The sequence below is a fragment of the Enterobacter sp. HG048 genome, from assembly GCF_024702055.1.
In the GTDB taxonomy this organism is placed as follows: Bacteria; Pseudomonadota; Gammaproteobacteria; order Enterobacterales; family Enterobacteriaceae; genus Enterobacter; species Enterobacter dykesii.
Genome location: NZ_JANLIZ010000018.1, coordinates 33,819 through 58,268 on the forward strand (window position 1 = coordinate 33,819; position 24,450 = coordinate 58,268).

Here is a 24,450-nt window from a genome sequence, read left to right on the forward strand (position 1 = left end):
TCGGGCAGGCTTCAGCATAGCGTAAATCGACAAGGACAAGGAGACCGGCATCGGGCGATGCCGGTCAGGACGATTAGTGCAGCTCTGGCCAGTAGTCCTTATTGGCCGCGATCAGGTCATCCAGAATCGCTTTCGCGACGGACGCGCTCGGCACGGTTTTCGACAGGGTGATCGCCTGCCAGAGTTTCTGGTATGAGCGCTGCTCCCAGGCATCCACCACCAGTTTTTCCACAGCCACCTGCTGGCTCATAAGCCCTTTCTGGAAGTGTGGAATATCGCCCACCGTAAGCGGCTCCGGCCCGTTATGGCCGACCAGACACGGAATTTCTACCATCGCATCAGCATCAAAGTTATGGATGGCCCCGTTGTTTGGCACAATCAGCAGCATCCGCTCCTGGGTGTTAAAGGCAATTGCCGTCGCCAGATCGACGATGTACGACGCATGTTCGTCGATTTCCAGCTCACCGGCGGCGGAGTGACCGGCTTCGATAATCGCCCGGCAGGAACTGAACACGTGCTTCTCACGGTGATCCATGACCTCATTGGCGCGGGTGCGTTCCGGGTTGGAGTGCGCGACCACGTAGTCCGGGAACAGGTAATACTTCAGGTAGGTGTTCGGCATGGTATCCGGATCCAGCGCCTGCACGTCTTTTGCTTTGGCAAAGGTATCGTTCCAGCTCGCTTCGGTGTGCGCATCTTCCGAAGGCGGAACATAGCCGTTTTTAGCGACGTATTCGCGCAGTTTCGGCATCAGATCGTTGCCGTTAAGATCTTCAATAGAGGTCCACCAGCCGAAGTGGTTCAGGCCGTAGTAGCGCACGCGCATCTCTTTACGGTTTTTCAGGCCGACAATCTGCGCCATGCGCCCTTCAATGCCGATCGGCATATCGCAGATGTTGAGGATTTTGGCGTTCGGGCGCAGGCGACGCGTGGCTTCCGCAACAATCGCCGCCGGGTTGGAGTAGTTCAGCATCCACGCGTTCGGAGAGTACTGCTCCATGTAATCCACCAGCTCCAGCACGCCGCCGATAGAGCGCATGCCGTAGGAGATGCCGCCCGGGCCGCAGGTTTCCTGGCCCAGCACGCCGTGGCGCAGCGGGATTTTTTCATCTTTTTCGCGCATCGGGTATTTGCCCACGCGGATATGCGCCATCACAAAATCAACATCGGTAAACGCCGCTTTCGGATCGGTGGTGTAGCTGAACTCAATCTCCGGGGCTTGTTCCTTAAGGATGATTTTGCACGCTTCGGCGATGGTCTCCTGACGCGCGCCGTCGTTGTCATAGAACTTCAGCGCGCGCAGCGGGAAACGGTCACGGTTGGCTAACAGCATCAGGACGATACCAGGCGTAAAGGTGCTGCCGCCGCCTGCAATGACAACTGAGAATTTTTTCATGATATAGCCTCTGTCAGGGTGGTTTGTTCATTCGATAAAGGGGTTTTCATCAGCGATTCAAGCTGGTCGCGCACCTGAGGAACGTGCAGGCCGACAATCACCTGAATGCCGTTGCCGCGTCGCACCACGCCGTGGGCGCCGAGGGCTTTGAAGACGTCATCGCTTTGCGTTTTCGCCATATCCACCAGCGCAATGCGCAGGCGGGTGGCGCAGTTGTTGATGCTTTCGATGTTGGCCGCGCCGCCGAGCGCCTGCAGGAATCCGGCTGCCTGCCCAACCTGCTGGCTGGCCGCCGCCGGGGCGGTGGTTTGCCCGCGCGCCGCCTTATAGTCGGCCTTGCTGTAGAGTTTGATTTCGCTCTCTTCCCGGCCCGGCGTTTTCAGGTTCAGGCGTTCGATCAGCGTTTTGAAGACCACGAAGTAGATGCCGGTGAAGCAGACGCCGATACCGATCTGGGTGAATACCGTCGAGGCATGGTTATGGAACATTGGGATCCAGTTTTGCGGCAGGAACTGGTCCAGCAGGCCGCCGCCCATATTCCCGACCACGCCGAAGGTATACATCACCGTTGCCATGGTGGCCGCCAGCACCGCGTGCACGGCAAACAGCAGCGGCGAGATAAACAGGAACGTGAACTCAAGCGGTTCAGTGATGCCCACCAGCACGGCGGTGAGCGTGGCCGGGACCAGCAGCCCCGCCACCTTGACGCGGTTTTCTGGCGACGCGGTATACCAGATCGCCAGCGCAATCCCGACCGAGCCAAACACTTTTGAGTTGCCGTGCAGCGCGAAGCCGCCTTCCGGGAATAGGGTTTTCAGCGGCAGGGTGCTCTGGCTGAACGCCTGCAGGTGCTGCGCCCAGTAGACCTGAATCCCGCCTTCCACCGCCGCCGGGCCGAAGATGAACGGACCGTAGACGAAGTGGTGCAATCCGGTTGGGATCAGAATGCGTTCCAGGAAGGTATACACCCACACGCCCAGCGCACCGGCGGAGCGCAGGAACGCCTGCAGAGACTCGATACCCATCTGTACTTTCGGCCAGCCCAGCAGCGTCAGCCAGGCGCAGGGGATCATGACGAAGAACGCGAGGATAACGACAAACGAGCTGCCCTGGAAAATCCCCAGAAAGACCGGCAGCGGCTTGTCGAAGTAGCGGTTGTGGATGGCGGTGACGATGCCTGAGATCACAATGGCACCGATGATGCTGGTATCGAGCGTTTTGATCCCGGCAATCATCGCCAGCCCGCTTCCGGCCGTCGGTTCGGCGGAGAAGTCGACGCCGAAGAAGTGGCCCCAGGTCATCCCCATCGCGTTAATGAAGTAGTTCCAGGTCAGGAAGCTAATCAGCACCGCCAGACAGGCGCGGCCCTGCGCCTGCTTCGCCAGGCCAATCGGTAAGCCAACGGCAAAAATCAGCGGCATATTGCGAAACACCGCCCAGCCGCCCTCTTCAATGATGTGCACAATCTGCGCGAAAAGATGATCGGGGGCCGTTAAGGCTTCGCCGACAAACAGCGGGTTGCGAAGCATGATGGCGATTCCCACCACGATCCCGGCGAACGGAAACAGCAACACCGGGGTAAACATGGCACCGCCAAAACGTTGTATTTGACTGAGCATTTTTAAATCCTCATGAAACAACCTGTAGGGGTAGAGGCCTTTATGGTTTTTTGCTGGCCTGAGCTGAGCATAAGAACTTACTGATGCGCGAACATGGCGTGCCGCTGCGATTCGTGATCGCATTCATGGTTTTATTTTGACCAATCAGGTCTACTTTTTTGCGTAAATATGGATATGTCAGGACACAATCCACGCCCTGATAAGGGAAAAGAGGTCTACTGGTGATCTACAAATCTATTGCTGACAGATTGCGGCTGCGGCTGAATTCGTCGGACTACAACATCGGCAGCCCGCTGCCCGGCGAAAAAACGCTGGCGCAGGAGTTCGGCGTGGCGCGAATGACCATCCGCAAGGCGCTGGATCTGCTGGTGAGCTGGGGGCTGGTTGAGCGACGGCACGGCAGCGGAACCTTTGTCTCACGCAAAGATGTTCACCACGAAACCACCAACCTGACCGGGCTGGTGGAGGTGCTGCGTCAGCAGGGAAAAGAGGTGCAGAGCAAGGTGCTGCAGTTCGAAGTGATGCCCGCCCCGCCCGCCATTGCCAGCCAGCTACGGATTCAGGTGGATGAGCGGATCTACTTTTCCCGGCGGGTGCGCTACGTGGACGGAAAGCCGCTGATGCTGGAGGACAGCTTTATGCCGGTGAAGCTGTTTCGCAATCTTTCGCTGGCGCATCTTGAGGGGTCTAAGTTTGATTACATCGAGAAGGAGTGCGGGATCACTATCAGCGGCAACTACGAGAGCCTGACGCCGGTGCTGGCAGATAAAACGCTGGCCGGTTATATGAACCTGCCGGAACAGACGCCGCTGCTGCGAATTACCTCTCTCTCCTACAGCGACAGCGGCGAGTTCCTCAATTATTCCGTGATGTTCCGAAATACCAGTGATTACCAGGTGGACTACCATCTGCGGCGCATCCACCCGGACGATCTGCTAGCTCATCCCCCAGAACAGCACCGCCAGTAGCTGCGGGGTGATGATGCGCAGGAACATCACCAGCGGGTAGACGGTGGCATAGGAGAGCGCGGCCGCGCCGCTGGTAGTGTGCAGGTTGTTGGCAAAAGCCAGCGCGGGCGGATCGGTCATGGAGCCCGACAGCATCCCGCACAGCGTCAGGTAATTCATTTTGGCGAACATCCGCGCCAGTATGCCTACCGTCAACAGCGGGATCGCCGTGATGAAAATACCGTAGCCGACCCAACTCATCCCTTCGCCCCTGACCAGGGTATCGACAAAATCACCGCCGGATTTCAGGCCGACCACCGCCAGGAACAGCACGATACCCAGCTCGCGCAGCGCCAGGTTGGCGCTCGGCGGCATAAACCAGTAGAGCTTACCGATGCAGCCGATACGCCCGAGGATCAGCGCCATAATCAGCGGTCCACCCGCCAGGCCCAGCTTGAGCGCCACCGGGAAGCCCGGCACGTACACAGGAATAGAACCGAGCAGCACGCCGAGCCCGATACCGATAAACACCGGCAGCATCTGCACCTGCTGCAGCTTTTGCTGGGCGTTACCCACCATATCCGCCACGGCGTCGATGGACGACGGGCGCCCGACCAGGTTGAGGATATCCCCGAACTGCAGGCTGGCCTCCGGGCTGGCGACCAGTTCAACACCCGCACGGTTAAGGCGAGAGATCACCACGTCATAGCGCTCTTTTACCTGCAGATCGCGTATTTTCTTGCCAAGAACGTGTTCGTTAGTCACCACAACGCGTTCCACGCGCATATCGGTGCCGCGGGTTGAGAGCGAAGTATCCACTTCCTGGCCAATCACCAGCCGCGCGTTGTTTAAATCTCCGGGCTGGCCGACCAGGTGCAGCAGATCGCCCTGCTGAATGACGGTGCCGGGGGCAGGCACCATCAGCATATCGTCACGCTTGAGGCGGGAGCATATGATATTGGCGCTGTTCAGAATCGGCACGTCCTGAATCGCCATATTGTTCAGGTTGGGGTTATCGACCCGAATGTTGATGGTTTTGATCGGCATATGGCCGTTGGTGAGCGTGGTTTCATGGTCCTTCGCCTCTTTGTCGACGTTAATGCGAAACAGGACGCGCACCAGCCACATGGAAAGCAGAATGCCGCAAATCCCAAACGGATAGGCCATGGCGTAGCTCATCCCCATCTGGTCGACAATGCCGGGTTCAATACCCAAATCGCGCAGGATTTGCTGCCCGGCACCGAGCGCTGGCGTGTTGGTGACCGCCCCGGAGAAAATGCCCAGCACCACGGGGAGCGGGATATCGAAGATTTTGTGCAGAATGGCGGTGACCAGCCCGCCCATCACCACAATGCCGAGGGCAAACAGGTTGAGCCGTAATCCGGAAACCCGAAGTGAGGCGAAAAAGCCCGGTCCCACCTGAATACCGATGGTATAAACGAAGAGGATCAGGCCGAACTCCTGGGTAAAGTGGAGCATTTCGGCGCTGAGGACCAGCCCGAGCTTGTCGGCGAAGTGCCCGACAAAAATGCCGCCAAACAGTACCCCGCCTATCCCAAACCCGACGCCGCGGATTTTGATATTACCTATCCACAGGCCAACAACAGCGACCAGGGCCAACACGCTGACGGTTAACGCGATATCACTCATGACCCACTTCCTTATCATAACCTTAGTTATGATAAGGATTCTCTCAGAGCTGGGGTCGGTTGTATGGGCGATGGCGCACAAAAAAGCCCTGCCGGAGCAGGGCTTTATCTTTTCACCCTCTACCTGCGGGAGAGGGCCGGAGTGAGGGCATCAGCCCGCACGCTATTAGCTATTCAACGCAGGCCGCTCGCTAATGGCGATACGCTGCGGCGCGATGGCTTCCGGCACATTGCGGATCAGGTCGATATGCAGCAGCCCGTTGGTAAACGTTGCGCCGGACACTTCCATATGGTCTGCCAGGGTAAAGCTCAGGCTAAACGGCTGATTAACCAGCCCCTGATGCAGCCATTTGGTCTGGGTCTCTTGTTTTTCCGGCGCCCCTTTCACGGTCAGGCGAGTGCCTTCAAGCTGGATGTCCAGATCGTCCTGGCGGAAACCGGCCAGCGCAAGGGTTATGCGATAGTGGTTATCGTCGCTTTTTTCGATATTGTACGGCGGAAACGTCTGTTGCTCGGTGGTGCTTTGCAGGGCGTTAGCCAGTTTGTCAAAACCAATCCACTGACGCAGCAGGGGGGATAAATCATAGTTACGCATACTAAATCTCCTTCTGAGAAGCGAGTTCGGCACAGTGTAGTTTTGTGCGCAGTTGTTCCTGCAAATCCTGGTGGATTCGCATATGCTCCCGTTACGGCAAGCAAGTCCGGGTGGGCCGCTCACGCGACCCGCGTAATTAGTTAATTTCGATACGACGCGGTTTTTTCTCTTCCGGAATCACACGTTCCAGTTCGATAAACAGCAGGCCGTTAACCAGGTTCGCGCCTTTAACGTGAATGTTCTCGGCTAACTGGAACTTGCGTTCAAAGTTGCGCTCGGCGATGCCCTGATAAAGGTAGGTACGTTCTTTCTGCTCGGCCGTATGGGAACCTTTCACCACCAGCAGGTTGTCCTGCGCGGTGATCTCCAGTTCGTTTTCTGCAAAACCGGCGACGGCAATGGCGATGCGGTAGTGGTTTTCGTCAACCAGCTCAACATTGTATGGAGGGTAGCCGTTGCTCTGGCTTTGGTTATTTTCTAAATGGTTAAACAGGCGGTCAAAACCAATTGCAGAACGGTATAGCGGAGAAAGATCGAAGTTACGCATAAATAAAACTCCTGAAATCAGCGAGAAATTGTAGCCTTCCACCATGGACAGGCCTTTGCGCCCCCGAACACCCATCAGGCGAGTTCGTTATCGGGCCACATTCTTAAAATGGGTCTGCAATCGGGCTTTTCAAGAACGACACCTGCACTTTTTTTTGCACTTTCCTGCATCTAGCTTAGACTGGGACGACAGCACAAAGGGTTAAATTGCGATGGCTGCCACAGTGCGGGGTTATCGGGCTATCCATTTTGGATAAGGCTCGCTATAACCCTGAGTTGCAGGTCTATGCAGTGCCATTAACGATGACTGAGTGATGATGAAAAATGTTCTGATAAAGCTGACGACGTTCAGCGGGGTAGTTTTACTTTGCGGGTGTTCGAGCGTGATGTCTCACACCGGCGGTAAAGAAGGAACATATCCGGGGACGCGCGCCAGCGCGGCGATGCTCTCCGATGACGATACAAACTGGGGCACCAAATCCCTGGTTATCCTGGATATGCCGTTTACGGCCGTGGCGGATACGCTTCTGCTGCCGTGGGATGTGTTTCGTAAGGACAACTCCGTGCGCTCACGGGTAGAAAAAAGCGAGCAGGAGAATCTGGCAACAAACGCCGTCATCCCGCCCGCTGACATGCCTCTACGCTAGCGCTGCGCGGTTTCCGTTGCCCAAAGCTGACGGAAACCGGCTGTCTCCTCCATCCACGCAATAACGCGCCCGTCAGGGGAAAACACGACCGCATCAGCAGACGGTGGGTTGCCATGATCGGACGTCAAAAACGTCACCTCTCCGGTCTGTGCGTCGCAGCAGGCGATCCGATTTTCGAGCACAAACCCCAGACTGCCGCCCGCAGGATGCCAGTTAAATGCAGACTGAATATCGCTCCCGGTACGCGTCAACTGGCGCGGTTCCCCGCCCTCAGGAGAGATCAGCCACAGCTGCACAATGCCGTTATCATCCCGCATCAGAAACGCAATCTGCGTCCCCTGCGGGTTGCTGCGAACCCAGTGACGCGGCACGTTCACCAGGCCCGGATATGCCCTCTGATGCGTAAAGGTTAAACGACGCTGCTCTACTCCTGCTGGCGGGGCTGGCAGGGTCCCCGTCGTGCCCTGTAGCGGCGCATCGCCCGCACGCTTCCAGCCCTGCTCGTCTTTCGGCAGGTCGACGATAAACAGTTCGGGTACTTTTTCGCCCTGCGCAGAGAGGGTGTCGCCGATAAATGCCAGCCTGTCGTTGCCCACCCAGCCCTCTTCGTAAGCGCGGTTGATTTCATCGCTGCCCGGCTGCGGGTTGGGCGTCGTGCGGCTAACCAGCACGCTCCAGAAGGTTCCCGAATATTCACGGGGATGGTTCCCCTGCGGGTTCACCGGGCCGTAAGGCGCAGCCACGCAGACGTTGCGTAAATCGAGTTTAGGATCGCGCTCGTGCAGGACATGGTCGTTATAGGTAAAGCTGACGAGCTGCCCGTTCGGGCTGAAGACATGGACGTGGCTGCCGCCGCGCAGCGCGCCTGCGGTGTAAGGCGCTGTGATATCCATCGCGTCCAGGTTGCTCACCTGACCGTTTTGCGCAATCACTCCCTGACGATGATGAAAATCGTAGTGCCAGTCTGCATCCGGGTTTTTCGGGCCGTGGATAAAGACATATTTCTCTTCTGCAGGATGAACGGTCACCACGCCGACATGCGCGCCGTCAGTCGCGCGATATACCACCTCTACCTCACCCGTAGCGACATTAACCCGCTCGATGGTTTCACCGGTGAACGACGCACCGGATGGGCGCACGTCGTAGACCAGCCACTGGCTGTCCGGCGTCCAGGTATTGATGTTGGTGAGCTGATGGTGGCGGGAAGCGAAGGTGATTTGTTTCATGAGGATACCCTGATGCGCAGTTATCGCATCAGGGTATCGCAAGCGGGTTTTTAGTTCAGCACAAACTTCTCAATGGCATAAGCCACGCCGTCTTCGAGGTTGGATTTGGTCACGAAGTTAGCCACTTCTTTCACCGATGGGATCGCGTTATCCATCGCCACGCCCATACCGGCGAATTCGATCATCGCGATGTCATTTTCCTGGTCGCCCAACGCCATGATCTCTTCCTGTTTAATGCCCAGCGCATCGGCCAGTGATTTAACACCGGTGCCTTTATTGACGCGTTTATCGAGGATTTCGAGGAAGTACGGCGCACTTTTCAGCACGGTGTACTTCTCTTTTACCTCCGCCGGAATGCGCGCAATCGCTTTATCCAGGATCTCCGGCTCGTCGATCATCATCACTTTCAGGAACTGGGTCGCCGGGTCCATCTTCTCGGCTTCACAGAACACCAGCGGAATGGTCGCAACGTAGGATTCATGTACCGTGTAGTAGCTGATATCGCGGTTGGCGGTATAGAGCGTATTGCGATCGAGGGCGTGGAAGTGGGAACCCACTTCACGGGACAGTTTTTCCAGGAACAGGTAGTCATCGTAGCTCAGCGCGGTTTGCGCAACCGTACTGCCATCTGCGGCTTTCTGCACCAGCGCGCCGTTATAGGTGATGCAGTAGTCGCCCGGCTGATTCATGTGCAGCTCTTTCATATAGCTATGTACGCCCGCATACGGACGCCCCGTGGTCAGGACCACATTCACGCCCTTTGCGCGCGCCGCGGCGATCGCGTTTTTAACGGCTGGAGAGATGGTGTGGTCTGGCAGCAGCAGCGTGCCGTCCATGTCGATTGCAATGAGTTTGATAGCCATGAGTTCCCCGGAATAAATGAGTGCTGCCTCATGCTAACGCGATTAAGCACACAAAAATAGAGCTACATTGCGCAACAGGAATGCCCCTTTTACGTTTATTCCGGGGAACAAAGGCTTACTCGCGGGTGAGAACAATTTTACCGAACGCGCCGCGATCGAGGTGTTCAAACGCCTGTTCAAGCTCGTTAAAACGGTAGCGATGCTCAATCACCGGCTTCAGCCCCGTGACGTCAACTGCGCGGACAAAATCTTCCAGCGCCCGGCGGTGCCCCACGCCAATCCCCTGAATGACGGGGGATTTCAGCAACAGTTCGCCAGCAGAGAGCGTAATCTCCGTCCCGGCCAGCACGCCAATGACGGAGATACGTCCGTGAACGGCAACGGCACGCAGGGAATGCTTCAGGTTCTCTCCACCGACGGTTTCGATAATATGGTCGATGCCGCGATCCTGCGTGAGCGCCAGCGTATTTTCCGCCCAGTCGCCCTTCAGGCGGTTGATGCCGTGGCTGGCTCCCAGCGTTTTGGCCAGCGCCAGTTTCTCATCGCTCCCCGAGGTGACAAACACCTCCGCGCCGTGCGCTTTTGCAATTTGCAGGGCGAATATCGCCACGCCGCCCGTGCCCTGCACCAGCACCGATTGCCCGGCGCGCAGCTGGCCGCGTTCCACCAGCGCAAACCAGGCGGTAAGCCCTGCGCAGGGTAAGGTGCTGGCCTCTGCGTCATCCAGGGTCTCCGGGGAGGCCACCAGCGCGTCTTCCGTCACAATCACATACTCGGACAGCATTCCCTGAAAGTATCCGCCGGACGTTTTATAGGGCAAATTACGCGCGTCCGCCTGCGGCTTACCGTCGATCCACTCCGGGAAGAAGGTTGAGATGACGCGGGCGCCGGGCTGGAAGCGCGTAACGCCTTCACCAATGCTGTCCACCACGCCCGCCATGTCTGACGCCGGGGTAAACGGGAAGGAAAGCGGGATCGGCATTGTGCCTTCAACAACCATTTTATCGCGATAGTTGAGCGCAACGGCATTCACCCTAACGCGCACTTCACCCGGGCCAGGCTGTGGAACGGGTGCCTGGGTCAGCTTGAGGTTCTCGCGCCCGAGGGCATCCATGGACCAGCGTTGCATTGTCTCTGTCATTTTATTTCTCCTGCCATCAGATGAGCTTTAGTCCTGACAGTCTACCGTTGACTAAAGGTCTCCAGTGGCGATAAGTTTTCTCTTTATTGACGCCATAACAGATACAATCCATGACCGATACGCTGAAGGATATTCCTGTTTTTGTGGCCGCCGTTGAGGCGGGAAGTTTTGCTCAGGCCGCCATTCGTCTGCATTTATCACGCTCGGCGGTGGGGAAAAGCATCGCTCGCCTTGAACAACGCCTGGGGGTACGTCTTTTTCAGCGCACCACCCGCAGCCAGAGTTTGACCGATAACGGCGCCCTTTTTTATGAACGCTGCCTGCGCGCGCTGGAGGAGATTCGGAGTGCGGAATCGCTGCTTGAAACGGGGAAACAGCAGGTCAGCGGCCGCCTGCGCGTTGCCATGCCGGTGCTCTTTGGTCGCCAGTGCGTCGCCCCGCTGCTGATAGCGCTGGCGCAGGAACACCCCGGGCTTGAACTGGAAATGTCATTTAGCGACCGCGTGGTGGATCTGGTCGAGGAAGGGTTTGATATGGCGGTGCGTAACGGCACGCTTCAGGACAGCAGCGTGCTGGTCGCCAGAAAATTGGGGGAACACCGCATGGTGCTGTGCGCCGCGCCGGTGTATCTGCTGAAGAAAGGCCAGCCACAAAGCGTTAATGATTTATCCCAGCATACGGCCATCAACTATTTGAGCGCAGGCAGAGTGTTGTCCTGGCAGCTGATGGATAACGAAGGAACGTCGCACACCTTTACACCCCGATCGTCCCTCAATATGGATGATTTGCAGGCGATCTGCGACGCTGCTCTGGCCGGACACGGCATTGCATGGCTGCCCTGCTGGATGGTCGTCAAAGATATTCACCAGGGTAAACTCGTCCCGCTCCTGAAGCAGGCACCGGATGTGCATTTCAACGTTCATGCCGTGTGGCAGCAGACGCCGCATCTGCCGCTGAGGGTAAGAATAGCGATAGATACGCTGGCGAGCCGTTTACCGGCAGCGATGTCACTGGACCTTCCAGCGCCCATAAAAAAGCCGCGCTAAAAGCGCGGCCAGTTATCGTGCGGCATAACGACGTTTAAATATCGATATTTGCCGCTTTCAGGGCGTTCTCTTCGATGAAGGCACGGCGTGGTTCAACCGCATCGCCCATCAGGGTCGTGAACAGCTGGTCAGCAGCAATCGCGTCCTTAACGGTGACGCGCAGCATGCGGCGGCTTTCCGGATCCATGGTGGTTTCCCACAGCTGCTCCGGGTTCATTTCGCCCAGACCTTTATAGCGCTGGATCGCGAGGCCACGACGGGACTCTTTCACCAGCCAGTCCAGCGCCTGCTCGAAGCTGGCTACCGGCTGACGACGTTCGCCACGTTCGATGAACGCATCGTCTTCGATCAGGCCGCGCAGCGTCTCGCCGAGCGTGCAGATACGGCGGTATTCCGGACCGGTCACAAACTCGTGTTCCAGCGGGTAGTCGGTATCAACGCCGTGGGTACGCACGCGAATAATAGGCTCGAACTGCTTATCGGCGTTCTGCTGGATATCGCATTTCCACATGCTGCCGTGCTGCTCTTTCTCGTTCAGATCGGTCACCAGGGCGTTCACCCAGCGGGTCACGGTCTGCTCGTCGCTCAGATCGGCTTCGGTCAGGGTTGGCTGATAAACCAACTCCTTCAGCAGCGTTTTCGGATAGCGGCGTTCCATACGCGTAATCATTTTCTGCGTGGCGTTGAACTCGGACACCAGACGCTCCAGCGGCTCGCCGGCCAGTGCAGGGGCGTGCGAGTTCGCATGCAGGGTCGCGCCATCAAGGGCGATCGCGATTTGGTACTGATCCATCGCTTCGTCATCTTTGATGTACTGTTCCTGCTTGCCCTTCTTAACTTTGTACAGCGGCGGCTGGGCAATGTAGACGTGGCCACGTTCAACGATTTCAGGCATCTGACGATAGAAGAAGGTCAACAGCAGCGTACGAATGTGCGAGCCGTCGACGTCCGCATCGGTCATGATGATGATGCTGTGGTAGCGCAGTTTGTCCGGGTTGTACTCATCACGGCCGATGCCGCAGCCCAGCGCGGTGATGAGCGTCGCCACTTCCTGAGAAGAGAGCATCTTGTCGAAACGGGCTTTCTCAACGTTGAGGATTTTACCCTTCAGCGGCAGAATCGCCTGGTTCTTACGGTTACGGCCCTGCTTCGCAGAACCGCCCGCGGAGTCCCCTTCCACGAGGTACAGTTCGGACAGCGCCGGGTCGCGTTCCTGGCAGTCAGCCAGTTTGCCCGGCAGGCCTGCCAGGTCCAGCGCACCTTTACGACGGGTCATTTCACGGGCTTTACGCGCCGCTTCACGGGCACGCGCCGCATCGATAATTTTGCCCACCACGATTTTCGCGTCGGACGGGTTTTCCAGCAGGTATTCGCTCAGCAGTTCGTTCATCTGCTGTTCAACCGCCGATTTCACCTCGGAGGAGACCAGCTTGTCTTTAGTCTGGGAGGAGAACTTCGGATCCGGCACCTTCACGGAGACAACGGCAATCAGGCCTTCACGGGCATCGTCACCGGTGGCGCTGACTTTCGCTTTCTTGCTGTAGCCTTCTTTGTCCATGTAGGCGTTCAGGGTACGGGTCATCGCCGCACGGAAGCCTGCAAGGTGAGTACCGCCGTCACGCTGCGGAATGTTGTTGGTGAAGCAGTAGATGTTTTCCTGGAAACCGTCGTTCCACTGCAGCGCCACTTCCACGCCGATACCGTCTTTTTCGGTGGAGAAATAGAAGATATTCGGGTGAATAGGCGTTTTGTTCTTGTTCAGATACTCAACGAACGCCTTGATACCGCCTTCGTAGTGGAAGTGGTCTTCTTTGCCGTCACGCTTGTCGCGCAGGCGAATAGAGACGCCGGAGTTCAGGAACGACAGTTCACGCAGGCGTTTCGCCAGGATGTCATACTCGAATTCGGTGACGTTGGTGAAGGTTTCAAGGCTCGGCCAGAAACGCACCATGGTACCGGTTTTGTCGGTATCGCCAGTGACGGCCAGCGGTGCCTGCGGCACGCCGTGCGTATAGAGCTGACGGTGGATTTTGCCTTCGCGCTGGATAACCAGCTCCAGCTTCTGCGACAGGGCGTTAACCACGGAAACGCCTACGCCGTGCAGGCCGCCGGAAACTTTATAGGAGTTATCGTCAAACTTACCGCCTGCGTGCAGCACGGTCATGATCACTTCCGCAGCAGATACGCCCTCTTCCGGGTGAATACCGGTTGGGATGCCACGACCATCATCGGTGACGGAGACGGAGTTGTCCGCATGGATGGTGACCACGATGTCTTTACAGTGACCCGCGAGCGCTTCGTCGATAGCGTTATCTACCACCTCGAATACCATGTGGTGCAGACCGGTGCCGTCATCCGTGTCGCCGATATACATACCCGGGCGCTTACGCACCGCATCCAGCCCTTTCAGGACTTTGATACTGGAGGAGTCATAAGAATTCGACATCAACGTTTCTCGCTCATTTCAACTTGGGTTAATCCGTTATTTTACCCTTTTCCACGGTAAACATCTTCGAATTTTCGTCCGACATGTCTATAACGTGTTCAGCGCTAATGGCGCTGACGAAAACCTGCGACTGCGTGGCTTTTAAGCGGCTGGCAAGCAGCCCGCGCCGCGCGTCATCAAGTTCCGAGGCAAAATCATCTATCAGGTACAGGCAGCGTCTTCCGCTCTCGCGGGTGAGAAACTCTCCCTGTGCCAGGCGCAGCGCGCACATCAGGAGCTTGAGCTGCCCGCGCGACAGCGTGTCTTCCACCGGTGCACCGTCGGCACGAATGCGGAAATCCGCCTTGTGCGGGCCGTGCGCGGTGTAGGTCAACATGCGGTCGCGCTCGAAGCTTCTCTCTAACACCTCGGCATAATCCGTCTCTTTCTCCCAGCCGCGCTGGAAGGAGAAGGTGAGAGAGAATTCAGGTAAAAACTGTTTGCAGGTGTCGGCCATATCTTCGGCGATACCTGCGCTGTATTCGGCACGCCAGTTGCTGATTTGTTCCGCGAGAGGGATTAACTCCATGTCCCACGGACGCAGCTGGGCGTAACGGGTAACCTGGCGCAGCGCAGCGTTACGCTGCTTGAGCAGACGCTTCAGGTTGCTCCAGGCGTTAAAGAAACCGGCTTCGTTGTGAAAGCATCCCCAGTCGAGGAATGCTCTTCTGTATTTGGGGCCGCCGTTGAGTAAAGTAAACCCCTCCGGCGTAATCAGCTGCATTGGCATCAGCAGCGCCAGCTCCGCCACTTTATGGCCGTCGGTGCCGTCGATGCGCACCTTACTGTCGCCCTGCTTGTCTTTGGTCAGGCCGATGGCGGTTTCCCGCTCCGCCCCCTGCAAACGCCCGTGCAAAACAAAGGATTCCTGCTCGTGGCGAATGACGCGACCAATCTGCAAACTGCGAAACGCCCGACCGTGGCCGAGCGTATAGATGGCCTCAAGCACGCTGGTTTTGCCGCTGCCGTTGGCGCCAACCAGGAAGTTAAAGCCAGGGGATAAAGCGAGATCCGCGCTTTCGATATTGCGAAAGTCACGGATCAACAGACGGGTGAGCGACATTACAGTCTCATTGGCATGACAACATAGGCAGCCGACTGTGATGCGGCATCTTCAATCTGTACGCTTGAAACGGAGTCGGTCAGCAGAATGCGCACGTTCTCGCATTTCAGCGCATTCAGCACATCCAATACGTAGCTGACGTTAAAGCCGATTTCCATCTCAGCGCCGGCGTAGGTGACGTCCAGAATCTCTTCTGCCTCTTCCTGCTCCGGGTTGTTAGCGGTGATTTTGATCTGGTTTTCATGAACAAACAGGCGCACGCCGCGGAATTTCTCGTTAGAGAGAATGGCCGCACGGGCAAAGGCCTGCTTGAGGCTATCGCATCCCGCTTCCAGCGTTTTGTCCGGGTTCTTCGGCAATACGCGGCGATAATCCGGGAAACGACCGTCAACCAGCTTCGAAGTGAAGACAAAATCGCCCACGTGTGCACGGATGTTGTTGCTGCCGATCTGCACGCGCAGCGGCGTGTCGCCGCCGTCGAGCATACGCATCAGCTCAATCACCCCTTTACGCGGCACGATCACCGAATGGTTTGGCAGCGCGTCGCCAATCGGCATGGAACAGACCGCCAGACGGTGGCCGTCGGTAGCTACAGTACGCAGCTCTTCACCTTCGGTTTCGAACAGCATGCCGTTTAAGTAGTAACGAACGTCCTGATGCGCCATGGAGAACTGCGTGGCTTCAATCAGACGCTTCATCGTCGCCTGTGGCAGGGTGAATTCAACTTCGCTCTGCCAGTCGTCCAGGTTCGGGAAGTCCGTAGCAGGCAGCGTGGAGAGCGAGAAACGGCTGCGGCCAGAGCGCACCAGCATACGGTCGCCTTCCAGCTGCACGGCGATTTCAGCGCCTTCCGGCAGCCCGCGGCAGATATCAAAGAATTTACGTGCCGGAACCGTGGTCGCGCCCGCGTCATGCGGCTGCGTCAGCGTAACGCGCGCGATCATTTCCATTTCCAGATCTGTACCGGTCAGCGACAGCGTACCGTCCGCGACCTGAAGCAGCAGGTTTCCGAGAATAGGCAGCGTTGGGCGGCCACCTAATGGGCCACTCACCTGTTGCAGCGGTTTTAATAAATGTTCACGTTCAACGGTAAATTTCATAGCGTCACGATGATAATGTTCTGATTAAATTGGAAAAATCTTCTTTTATGTCGTGGCTTTCTTCGCGTAACTGCTCAATCTTACGACAAGCGTGCAGCACGGTCGTATGGTCACGGCCACCAAACGCATCCCCGATTTCCGGCAGACTGTGGTTGGTTAACTCCTTTGCCAGCGCCATCGCCATCTGACGCGGACGCGCCACCGAGCGGGAACGACGTTTAGACAGTAAATCTGCCACTTTGATCTTGTAGTACTCAGCCACCGTCTTTTGAATATTGTCGATAGTGACCAGTTTTTCCTGCAATGCCAGCAAATCGCGCAGCGCTTCACGCACAAAATCGATGGTGATCGCACGACCGGTGAAGTTGGCATTGGCGATAACGCGGTTCAGCGCCCCTTCCAGCTCACGCACGTTGGAGCGCAGACGCTTGGCAATGAAGAACGCCACTTCGCCCGGCAGGCGAATGTCGTTTTCATCGGCTTTCTTCATCAGGATCGCGACGCGGGTTTCCAGCTCCGGTGGCTCGATCGCCACGGTCAGGCCCCAGCCGAAGCGGGATTTCAGACGATCTTCAACGCCGTTGATCTCTTTTGGATAACGATCCGAGGTCAAAATGATCTGTTGATTGCCTTCCAGCAGGGCATTGAAGGTGTGGAAAAACTCTTCCTGCGATCGTTCTTTATTCGCAAAGAACTGGATGTCATCGATGAGCAGCGCGTCAACGGAACGATAGTAGCGTTTAAACTCTTCGATCGCATTGTTTTGCAGGGCTTTTACCATGTCCTGAACGAAGCGTTCGGAGTGCATATACACCACTTTGGCATTGGGCTTGCGGGCCATAATGCCGTTACCCACCGCATGCAGCAGGTGCGTTTTACCCAGACCCGTGCCGCCATAAAGGAACAGCGGGTTGTAGGCCCCACCAGGGTTATCAGCAACCTGACGAGCCGCCGCGCGCGCCAGCTGGTTCGACTTACCTTCAACGAAGTTATCGAACGTGTGTTTCACGTTAACGTTAGAGCGGTAGGTTGGCTCAGCCGGTGCGGGGACATTATCCCAGCCCTGACGAGCGGGTGCGACGCGAGGGGCCGGAGCAGGAGCGGCCTGAGCGGGTGCTGCTACGTTCACGGTTTCACGAACGGTTTGGGTGACCGGCTTTGTGCCCACTTCAAAGCGCAGCTGCGGGGCATCTGACCCGCAGAAATCGTTCAGCAGTCCATTGATGTTATTAAGGTACTTGTCCCTTACCCAATCGAGCACAAAACGGTTTGGCGCATACAAAGCCAGCGTGTTATCGCTCAGTTCCGCCTGCAACGGGCGGATCCACATACTGAATTCTGTGGCTGGTAACTCATCCTGCAATCGGGCAAGACACTGCTGCCAAAGCGAAAGTGACACGGCGGACTCCACTCGAACAATAAAAGAAAACTATTGAATATTCATGATTGTTGGCGCACATCGACATGACCCAATGAGGGTGATGTGCGAACCGCTATCTGCGGTTATACCCGGCCAGGATCGCTGGATCCCGATCGGGACCGCGGATCATAGCCTAAACTGAGCCAGAGATCTTCTGTTTCTCACAGATTCTTCCCGATTTATCCACAGGAAGATCCGGAACCGGATAAGTGTAAACGATCCTGGCGCCAGTGCCCCACGATTTAGTCCGCATATTGGAAAAATTAATGAGCACAGACAATTTATTGCTTAAATGATCTAACGAAGATCCGGGACGATCCTTGCGCTTTGTTGGCGAGGCCGTATAATCCTCGACCCGGCGCGTGATGCTCATCTTCCTGCGTCGTCCGTTGCTCATTTTCCACGCGAAAACGTGCGGAAATACGCGGGAAATAAGGAAAGAGAATTGACTCCGGAGTGTACAATTATTACAATCCGGCCTCTTTAATCACCCACGCTGAGGCGTTAGTCGTTCGAAACTCGTTCGGGTATACGCAAAAGTCAGTGAATTTATTCAAGTTTAGGTAGAAATCGCCATGAAACGCACTTTTCAACCGTCTGTACTGAAGCGCAACCGTTCTCACGGCTTCCGTGCTCGTATGGCTACTAAAAATGGTCGTCAGGTTCTGGCACGTCGTCGTGCTAAAGGCCGCGCTCGTCTGACCGTTTCCAAGTAATAAAGCTAACCCCTGAGTGGTTAAGCTAGCATTTCCCAGGGAGTTACGTTTGTTAACTCCCGCTCATTTCACTTTCGTCTTCCAGCAGCCACTACGGGCTGGCACGCCGCAAATCACCATCCTCGGCCGCCAAAATTCGCTGGGGCATCCCCGCATCGGTCTCACAGTCGCCAAGAAAAATGTTAAGCGTGCGCATGAACGCAATCGGATTAAACGTCTGACGCGTGAAAGCTTCCGTTTACGTCAGCACGAACTGCCTTCAATGGATTTCGTGGTGGTGGCGAAGAAAGGGGTTGCCGACCTCGATAACCGTGCTCTCTCGGAAGCGTTGGAAAAATTATGGCGCCGCCACTGTCGCCTGGCTCACGGGTCCTGATAGCCCTCATTCGGGTCTATCAACGCCTGATTAGTCCGCTACTCGGGCCGCACTGCCGTTTCACACCAACATGCTCAAGCTACGGAATTGAGGCATTGCGCAGGTTTGGAGTGATAAAAGGCAGTTGGTTGACGGTGAAACGCGTATTAAAATGCCACCCTTTACACCCAGGTGGAGACGACCCCGTCCCCCCAGGACCCTTTGATACCAGAGAACACTAACGATGGATTCGCAACGCAATCTTCTTATCATCGCTTTGTTGTTCGTGTCTTTCATGATCTGGCAGGCATGGGAGCAGGATAAAAATCCTCAACCCCAGCAGCAGACCACGCAGACTACGACCACCGCAGCGGGTAGCGCCGCCGACCAGGGCGTACCGGCCAGTGGCCAGGGGAAACAGATTACGGTTAAGACCGATGTGCTTGAGCTGACAATCAACACCCGTGGTGGTGATGTTGAGCAGGCGCTGCTGTTGACCTACCCGAAAGAGCTGAAGTCTAACGAACCGTTCCAGTTACTGGAAACCACGCCTGAGTTTATCTACCAGGCGCAGAGCGGCCTGACCGGTCGTGATGGCCCGGATAACCCGGCTAACGGTGCGCGTCCACTGTATAACGTCGAGAGCGACACCTTTGTGCTGGCTGATGGTCAGAACGAACTCGCGATCCCGATGACGTATACCGACGCCGCAGGCAACACCTTCACCAAAACCTTCACCCTGAAACGCGGTGAGTATGCGGTGAACGTGGGCTACAGCGTACAGAACGCCAGTGCGAAACCGCTGGAGCTGTCGACCTTTGGCCAGCTGAAGCAGTCCATCAATCTGCCGTCTCACCGTGACACCGGAAGCAGCAACTTTGCGCTGCACACCTTCCGTGGCGCGGCGTACTCCACGCCAGACGCGAAGTATGAGAAATACAAATTCGACACCATTGCGGATAACGAAAACCTGAACGTTAGTTCCAAAGGCGGTTGGGTGGCCATGCTGCAGCAGTATTTCGCGACCGCGTGGATCCCGAATAACGACGGTACGAATAACTTCTACACCGCGAACCTGGGCAACGGTATTGCCGCCATCGGCTACAAGTCTCAGCCGGTTCTGGTACAGCCGGGTCAAACCGGTAAGATGGCAAGCACCCTGTGGGTTGGCCCGGAAATTCAGGACAAAATGGCCGCTGTTGCGCCGCACCTGGATCTGACCGTGGATTACGGTTGGTTGTGGTTCATCTCTCAGCCGCTGTTTAAGCTGTTGAAGTTCATCCACAGCTTCCTGGGTAACTGGGGCTTCTCCATCATCGTTATCACCTTCATCGTTCGTGGCATCATGTACCCGCTGACCAAAGCGCAGTACACCTCCATGGCGAAGATGCGCATGCTGCAGCCGAAGATTCAGGCAATGCGTGAGCGTCTGGGCGATGACAAACAGCGTCAGAGCCAGGAAATGATGGCCCTGTATAAAGCAGAGAAAGTAAACCCACTGGGTGGTTGCTTCCCGCTGCTGATTCAGATGCCAATCTTCCTTGCGCTGTACTACATGCTGATGGGTTCCGTTGAGCTGCGCCACGCGCCGTTCGCACTGTGGATCCATGACCTGTCCGCACAGGACCCGTACTACATCCTGCCGATCCTGATGGGCGTGACGATGTTCTTCATCCAGAAGATGTCGCCGACCACCGTGACCGACCCGATGCAGCAGAAGATCATGACCTTTATGCCGGTCATCTTCACCGTGTTCTTCCTGTGGTTCCCGTCAGGTCTGGTGCTGTACTATATCGTCAGCAACCTGGTGACCATCATCCAGCAGCAGCTGATTTACCGTGGTCTGGAAAAACGTGGCCTGCATAGCCGCGAAAAGAAAAAGTCCTGATTCGGTAAGTTAACGCTAAAATAAGGGCGGTCGATTGACCGCCTTTTTTATTTGTATTGAACGAGACCAACCATGAGCCATAACGACACTATCGTCGCCCAGGCAACCCCACCGGGACGCGGTGGTGTAGGCATTCTGCGCATCTCCGGCCTGAAGGCGCGCGAGGTGGCCGAAGCGGTGCTGGGTAAACTGCCAAAGCCGCGCTACGCTGATTACCTGCCGTTTAAAGATACCGACGGCACGCCGCTGGACCAGGGCATTGCGCTGTGGTTCCCCGGCCCGAACTCTTTCACCGGCGAAGACGTGCTGGAGCTGCAGGGCCATGGCGGCCCGGTTATCCTCGACCTGCTGTTAAAACGTATCCTGACCCTGCCTGGCCTGCGCATTGCGAAGCCGGGCGAGTTCTCCGAGCGTGCCTTCCTCAACGACAAGCTCGACCTGGCGCAGGCAGAAGCGATTGCAGACCTGATCGACGCCAGTTCTGAACAGGCGGCCCGCTCCGCCCTGAACTCGCTGCAGGGGGCATTCTCCGCCCGCGTAAATCACCTTGTGGAAGCACTTACTCACCTCAGGATCTACGTGGAAGCGGCTATCGACTTCCCGGATGAGGAGATCGACTTCCTCTCTGACGGTAAAATCGAAGCGCAGCTCAACCAGGTAATGAACGATCTCGACGCCGTGCGCGCCGAAGCGCGCCAGGGCAGCCTGCTGCGTGAAGGGATGAAGGTGGTGATTGCCGGACGTCCTAACGCCGGGAAATCGAGCCTGCTGAACGCCCTGGCGGGCCGTGAAGCGGCAATCGTGACCGACATTGCCGGAACCACCCGCGACGTGCTCCGCGAGCATATCCACATCGACGGGATGCCGCTGCATATCATTGATACCGCCGGCCTGCGCGATGCCAGCGATGAAGTGGAACGCATCGGTATCGAACGCGCCTGGCAGGAGATCGAGCAGGCCGACCGCGTGCTATTTATGGTGGACGGCACCACGACCGACGCCGTTGACCCGGCTGAGATCTGGCCAGACTTTATCGCCCGTCTGCCGGCGAAACTGCCCATCACCGTGGTGCGTAACAAAGCGGACGTCACCGGCGAAACGCTGGGCATCAGCGATGTGAATGGTCACTCACTGATTCGCCTGTCGGCGCGTACCGGTGAGGGCGTTGACGACCTGCGTAACCATCTCAAGCAGAGCATGGGCTTTGATACCAGCATGGAAGGCGGCTTCCTCGCGCGTCGTCGTCATCTGCAGGCGCTGGAAGAGGCGGCGAACCACCTCGTTCAGGGTAAAGCGCAGCTGATCGGCGCGTGGGCGGGTGAACTGCTGGCGGAAGAGCTGCGCCTGGCGCAGCAGAATCTGAGCGAAATCACCGGGGAGTTTACGTCGGACGATCTGCTGGGACGGATCTTCTCGAGCTTCTGTATCGGTAAGTAATTCCCGCTAATCAATGGTGATTTCCTCCCGGGAAATCACCATTGTCCAAATGGCAACTCGCCTAATCCCTTTTCACCCCCTATCCTGCATGCCTGCATCTATGGGGGGTTTATGGCGCGTTTTCTGTTTTGTAGTTTCGCATTAGTTCTGCTTTATCCGTCCGGCATTGATATGTATCTGGTAGGATTGCCGCACATCGCCCGCGATCTGGGCGCCAGCGAAGCGCAGCTCCACATCGCGTTTTCGGCTTACCTAGCGGGGATGGCGTCGTCGATGGTGTTTGCCGGGAAGATCGCGGATAAAGCAGGCCGTCAGCCCGTCGCCATAACGGGTGCCATCATCTTTGCCCTGGCCTCCCTTCTCTGCTCACAGGCGCAAAGCGGCACCTTATTCCTGGCCGGACGGTTTATTCAGGGCATTGGAGCCGGTGGCTGCTACGTCGTCGCTTTTGCCATTTTGCGCGACACCCTCAGCGCCCAGCGTCGCGCTAAGGTGCTTTCGATGCTGAACGGTATTACCTGCATTATCCCGGTGCTGGCCCCGGTCGTGGGATATCTGATCATGCTGAAATTCCCGTGGCAGAGCCTGTTCTGGACCATGGCGGCGATGGGCGCGCTGGTGTTTATCCTGTCCATCGCCGTGCTGAAAGAGACCCACCCGGGCTCGCAGAATACCGGCCATACCGCAACCATTCACCCAGCCGAGAAGCTGCTTAACCGCTTTTTCCTCAGTCGTCTGGCCGTGACCACGTTAAGCGTGGCGGTGATCCTGACCTATGTAAACGTTTCCCCGGTTTTACTGATGGAGGCCATGGGCTTCGATCGGGGTGAGTATTCAACGGTGATGGCATTAACCGCGATGGTCAGTATGGCAGTCTCGTTCTCTACCCCCTTTGCGCTAAATGTTTTCAGCCAGCGCACGCTGATGCTGACCTCACAGGTTTTATTCCTCACGGCAGGCACGATCCTGGCAACTACCACCTCGCATGCGGTAATGCTGGCGGGTATTACCCTCATTTGCGCCGGGTTCTCGGTTGGCTTTGGCGTGGCGATGAGTCAGGCGCTTGGCCCCTTCTCGCTGCGGGCAGGCGTAGCAAGCTCGGTGCTGGGAATTGCGCAGGTCTGCGGCTCGTCGCTGTGGATTTGGCTGGCGGCGGTCATCGGGCTTAACGCGCTGAATATGCTGATCGGGGTTCTGATTGGCTGTAGCATACTGTGCATCACCTTACTTATGGTCATCCAGCCCGCGGCGCATTATGAAGAAGCCCATCAGCAGTCTCGATCTTAACCTGTTGCTGTGCCTGCAGCTTTTGCTGCAGGAGCGCAGCGTCACCAAAGCGGCAAAGCGGATGAACGTGACGCCGTCTGCGGTGAGCAAATCGCTGGCCAAGCTGCGTGACTGGTTTGACGACCCGCTGTTTGTCAAAACGCCGTTAGGGCTGCTACCGACGCCGCTGACGGTAAGCCTGGAGCAGGATCTGGCCGACTGGATGCAAATCGGCAACCAGATCCTCGATAAATTCCACCATGATTCGCCAGGCGGGCTGACGTTCGTGCTGGCCGCCGAAACGCCGTTGATGCTGATCCGCTTTAACGCCCTGCTGGAGCAGGTGAACCAGCGCTATCCGCAGGCTACGGTGAAGATGCGTCACTGGGATTACGACTCGCTGGACGCCATTACGCGTGGAGAGGTGGATCTGGGATTCACCGGACGCGAAACGCACCCGCGATCGCGTGAATTGCTGAAGCTAATGCCGTGGTTCATCGACTATGAGATCCTGTTCAGCGACCGTCCGTGCGTGTATCTGCGTGAGGATCATCCCGCGTTACAGCATGAATGGAACCTCGAGACCTTTCTGCGCTACCCGCACATCAGCATCTTCTGGGAACGCAGCGACACCTGGGCGCTGGACGAAGTGCTAAAGGAGATGGGTCGGGAGAGAAATATTGCCATGAGCGTGCCGGGCTTTGAGCAGTCGATGTTTATGGCGGCGCAGCCCGGCCATAACTATATCGCCACGGCTCCGCACTACTGCCATCACTACAATCAACTCCACCAGCGGAAGCTGATCGCGCTGCCCATTCCCATTGACGAAGCGCAGGCTGAAAAGCTTACCGTTCCCTTCACGCTGATCTGGCATAAACGGAACAGCCACAATCCGAAAATCCTCTGGCTGCGGGAAACCATCAAGGCGCTGTACGGTGCCAGCGATCCAATTTTTGCCTAAGAAAATGTAAAGTTCGGTCCTGAGGCTTCTCTTACTCCCATTTACTGATTAAAACAGGAGTCAAGTTAAGCGATAATCATGTAA

At 56.8% G+C, this 24,450-nt stretch carries 22 protein-coding genes and 1 other annotated feature; of the genes, 10 read left to right on the forward strand and 12 right to left on the reverse strand.

Features of this window, described 5'->3' with window-relative positions:
- Positions 1-73: 73 nt before the first annotated feature.
- Complete coding sequence (locus NUX24_RS18255; protein ID WP_257833272.1) at positions 74-1,396, reverse strand: 6-phospho-alpha-glucosidase; 1,323 nt, start codon at positions 1,394-1,396, stop codon at positions 74-76.
- A complete protein-coding gene (locus NUX24_RS18260) occupies positions 1,393-3,015 on the reverse strand; it encodes an alpha-glucoside-specific PTS transporter subunit IIBC (protein WP_257833273.1) in 1,623 nt (540 codons plus the stop codon). Before NUX24_RS18260 ends, NUX24_RS18255 begins: the two co-directional genes overlap by 4 nt.
- 221 nt (positions 3,016-3,236) lie before the next feature.
- Here NUX24_RS18260 and NUX24_RS18265 point away from each other — a divergent pair, with 221 nt between their 5' ends.
- Positions 3,237-3,983, forward strand: coding sequence for a GntR family transcriptional regulator (locus NUX24_RS18265; protein ID WP_257833275.1), 747 nt, complete (start codon positions 3,237-3,239; stop codon positions 3,981-3,983).
- Here the strand turns inward: NUX24_RS18265 and NUX24_RS18270 are convergent.
- The 3 genes from NUX24_RS18270 to ibpA form a co-directional block, all read right to left on the reverse strand.
- Positions 3,951-5,612 carry a putative transporter gene (locus tag NUX24_RS18270; RefSeq protein ID WP_257833277.1) on the reverse strand — a complete coding sequence of 554 codons (1,662 nt, stop codon included), beginning with the start codon at positions 5,610-5,612 and terminating at the stop codon, positions 3,951-3,953. The two genes, NUX24_RS18265 and NUX24_RS18270, sit on opposite strands and share 33 nt — an antisense overlap.
- 165 nt (positions 5,613-5,777) lie before the next feature.
- Positions 5,778-6,206 carry a small heat shock chaperone IbpB gene (gene ibpB / locus NUX24_RS18275; protein ID WP_047650016.1) on the reverse strand — a complete coding sequence of 143 codons (429 nt, stop codon included), beginning with the start codon at positions 6,204-6,206 and terminating at the stop codon, positions 5,778-5,780.
- Between the two features lie 136 nt (positions 6,207-6,342).
- The gene (gene ibpA / locus NUX24_RS18280) at positions 6,343-6,753 is read right to left on the reverse strand and encodes a small heat shock chaperone IbpA (protein WP_008500162.1); all 411 of its coding nucleotides are present in this window, start codon (positions 6,751-6,753) and stop codon (positions 6,343-6,345) included.
- Positions 6,747-6,818 (reverse strand) — a sequence feature (ROSE (Repression Of Heat Shock gene Expression) occurs in the 5'-region of heat shock genes and acts as an RNA thermometer to modulate expression.). Its footprint overlaps the gene before it by 7 nt.
- 248 nt (positions 6,819-7,066) lie before the next feature.
- Here ibpA and NUX24_RS18285 point away from each other — a divergent pair.
- Positions 7,067-7,399 (forward strand): YceK/YidQ family lipoprotein, encoded by a 333-nt coding sequence (locus NUX24_RS18285; RefSeq protein WP_047650018.1) that lies wholly within the window; start codon positions 7,067-7,069, stop codon positions 7,397-7,399.
- Here NUX24_RS18285 and NUX24_RS18290 read toward each other — a convergent pair.
- The 3 genes from NUX24_RS18290 to NUX24_RS18300 all read right to left on the reverse strand — a co-directional run bounded on the left by NUX24_RS18290 (position 7,396) and on the right by NUX24_RS18300 (position 10,629).
- Positions 7,396-8,625 carry a DUF3748 domain-containing protein gene (locus NUX24_RS18290; RefSeq protein WP_257833281.1) on the reverse strand — a complete coding sequence of 410 codons (1,230 nt, stop codon included), beginning with the start codon at positions 8,623-8,625 and terminating at the stop codon, positions 7,396-7,398. The two genes, NUX24_RS18285 and NUX24_RS18290, sit on opposite strands and share 4 nt — an antisense overlap.
- A 50-nt stretch (positions 8,626-8,675) precedes the next feature.
- On the reverse strand, positions 8,676-9,488 hold the full coding sequence (gene yidA, locus NUX24_RS18295) for a sugar-phosphatase (RefSeq protein WP_257833283.1): 813 nt from the start codon (positions 9,486-9,488) through the stop codon (positions 8,676-8,678).
- A gap of 115 nt (positions 9,489-9,603) precedes the next feature.
- Complete coding sequence (locus tag NUX24_RS18300) at positions 9,604-10,629, reverse strand: NAD(P)-dependent alcohol dehydrogenase (RefSeq protein ID WP_257833284.1); 1,026 nt, start codon at positions 10,627-10,629, stop codon at positions 9,604-9,606.
- Between the two features lie 110 nt (positions 10,630-10,739).
- On the opposite strand from NUX24_RS18300, the gene NUX24_RS18305 reads away from it, so the two are divergent.
- A complete protein-coding gene (locus NUX24_RS18305) occupies positions 10,740-11,675 on the forward strand; it encodes a LysR family transcriptional regulator (protein ID WP_257833285.1) in 936 nt (311 codons plus the stop codon).
- A gap of 34 nt (positions 11,676-11,709) precedes the next feature.
- On the opposite strand, the gene gyrB is transcribed toward NUX24_RS18305, so the two are convergent.
- Genes gyrB through dnaA form a run of 4 tightly spaced genes read right to left on the reverse strand, consistent with a single transcriptional unit; the run spans position 11,710 to position 17,722 of the window.
- Positions 11,710-14,121, reverse strand: a complete 2,412-nt coding sequence (gyrB, locus tag NUX24_RS18310) for a DNA topoisomerase (ATP-hydrolyzing) subunit B (protein ID WP_023309806.1) — start codon at positions 14,119-14,121, stop codon at positions 11,710-11,712.
- 28 nt (positions 14,122-14,149) lie between these two features.
- Entirely contained in the window at positions 14,150-15,223 is a 1,074-nt protein-coding gene (gene recF / locus NUX24_RS18315) for a DNA replication/repair protein RecF (RefSeq protein WP_023309805.1), read from the reverse strand.
- Positions 15,223-16,323, reverse strand: coding sequence for a DNA polymerase III subunit beta (gene dnaN / locus NUX24_RS18320; protein WP_257833288.1), 1,101 nt, complete (start codon positions 16,321-16,323; stop codon positions 15,223-15,225). Before dnaN ends, recF begins: the two co-directional genes overlap by 1 nt.
- Positions 16,324-16,327: 4 nt before the next feature.
- Positions 16,328-17,722, reverse strand: coding sequence for a chromosomal replication initiator protein DnaA (dnaA, locus tag NUX24_RS18325; protein WP_010426558.1), 1,395 nt, complete (start codon positions 17,720-17,722; stop codon positions 16,328-16,330).
- A 596-nt stretch (positions 17,723-18,318) separates the two neighbouring features.
- Here dnaA and rpmH point away from each other — a divergent pair.
- From rpmH to yidZ, 7 genes are all read left to right on the forward strand, one after another.
- Positions 18,319-18,459, forward strand: coding sequence for a 50S ribosomal protein L34 (gene rpmH, locus NUX24_RS18330; RefSeq protein WP_000831330.1), 141 nt, complete (start codon positions 18,319-18,321; stop codon positions 18,457-18,459).
- 16 nt (positions 18,460-18,475) lie between these two features.
- Positions 18,476-18,835 carry a ribonuclease P protein component gene (gene rnpA / locus NUX24_RS18335; RefSeq protein WP_032640303.1) on the forward strand — a complete coding sequence of 120 codons (360 nt, stop codon included), beginning with the start codon at positions 18,476-18,478 and terminating at the stop codon, positions 18,833-18,835.
- Complete coding sequence (gene yidD, locus NUX24_RS18340) at positions 18,799-19,056, forward strand: membrane protein insertion efficiency factor YidD (RefSeq protein WP_001307474.1); 258 nt, start codon at positions 18,799-18,801, stop codon at positions 19,054-19,056. The genes rnpA and yidD overlap by 37 nt, the downstream gene beginning before the upstream one ends.
- A 2-nt stretch (positions 19,057-19,058) precedes the next feature.
- Positions 19,059-20,702 carry a membrane protein insertase YidC gene (yidC, locus tag NUX24_RS18345; RefSeq protein WP_047650028.1) on the forward strand — a complete coding sequence of 548 codons (1,644 nt, stop codon included), beginning with the start codon at positions 19,059-19,061 and terminating at the stop codon, positions 20,700-20,702.
- A gap of 72 nt (positions 20,703-20,774) precedes the next feature.
- Positions 20,775-22,139 (forward strand): tRNA uridine-5-carboxymethylaminomethyl(34) synthesis GTPase MnmE, encoded by a 1,365-nt coding sequence (mnmE, locus tag NUX24_RS18350; RefSeq protein ID WP_023333930.1) that lies wholly within the window; start codon positions 20,775-20,777, stop codon positions 22,137-22,139.
- Positions 22,140-22,250: 111 nt separating this feature from the next.
- Positions 22,251-23,426: an MFS transporter gene (locus tag NUX24_RS18355; RefSeq protein ID WP_257833293.1), complete on the forward strand. Its 1,176-nt coding sequence runs from the start codon at positions 22,251-22,253 to the stop codon at positions 23,424-23,426.
- The gene (gene yidZ / locus NUX24_RS18360; RefSeq protein WP_257833295.1) at positions 23,395-24,366 is read left to right on the forward strand and encodes an HTH-type transcriptional regulator YidZ; all 972 of its coding nucleotides are present in this window, start codon (positions 23,395-23,397) and stop codon (positions 24,364-24,366) included. Before NUX24_RS18355 ends, yidZ begins: the two co-directional genes overlap by 32 nt.
- Positions 24,367-24,450: the final 84 nt, after the last annotated feature.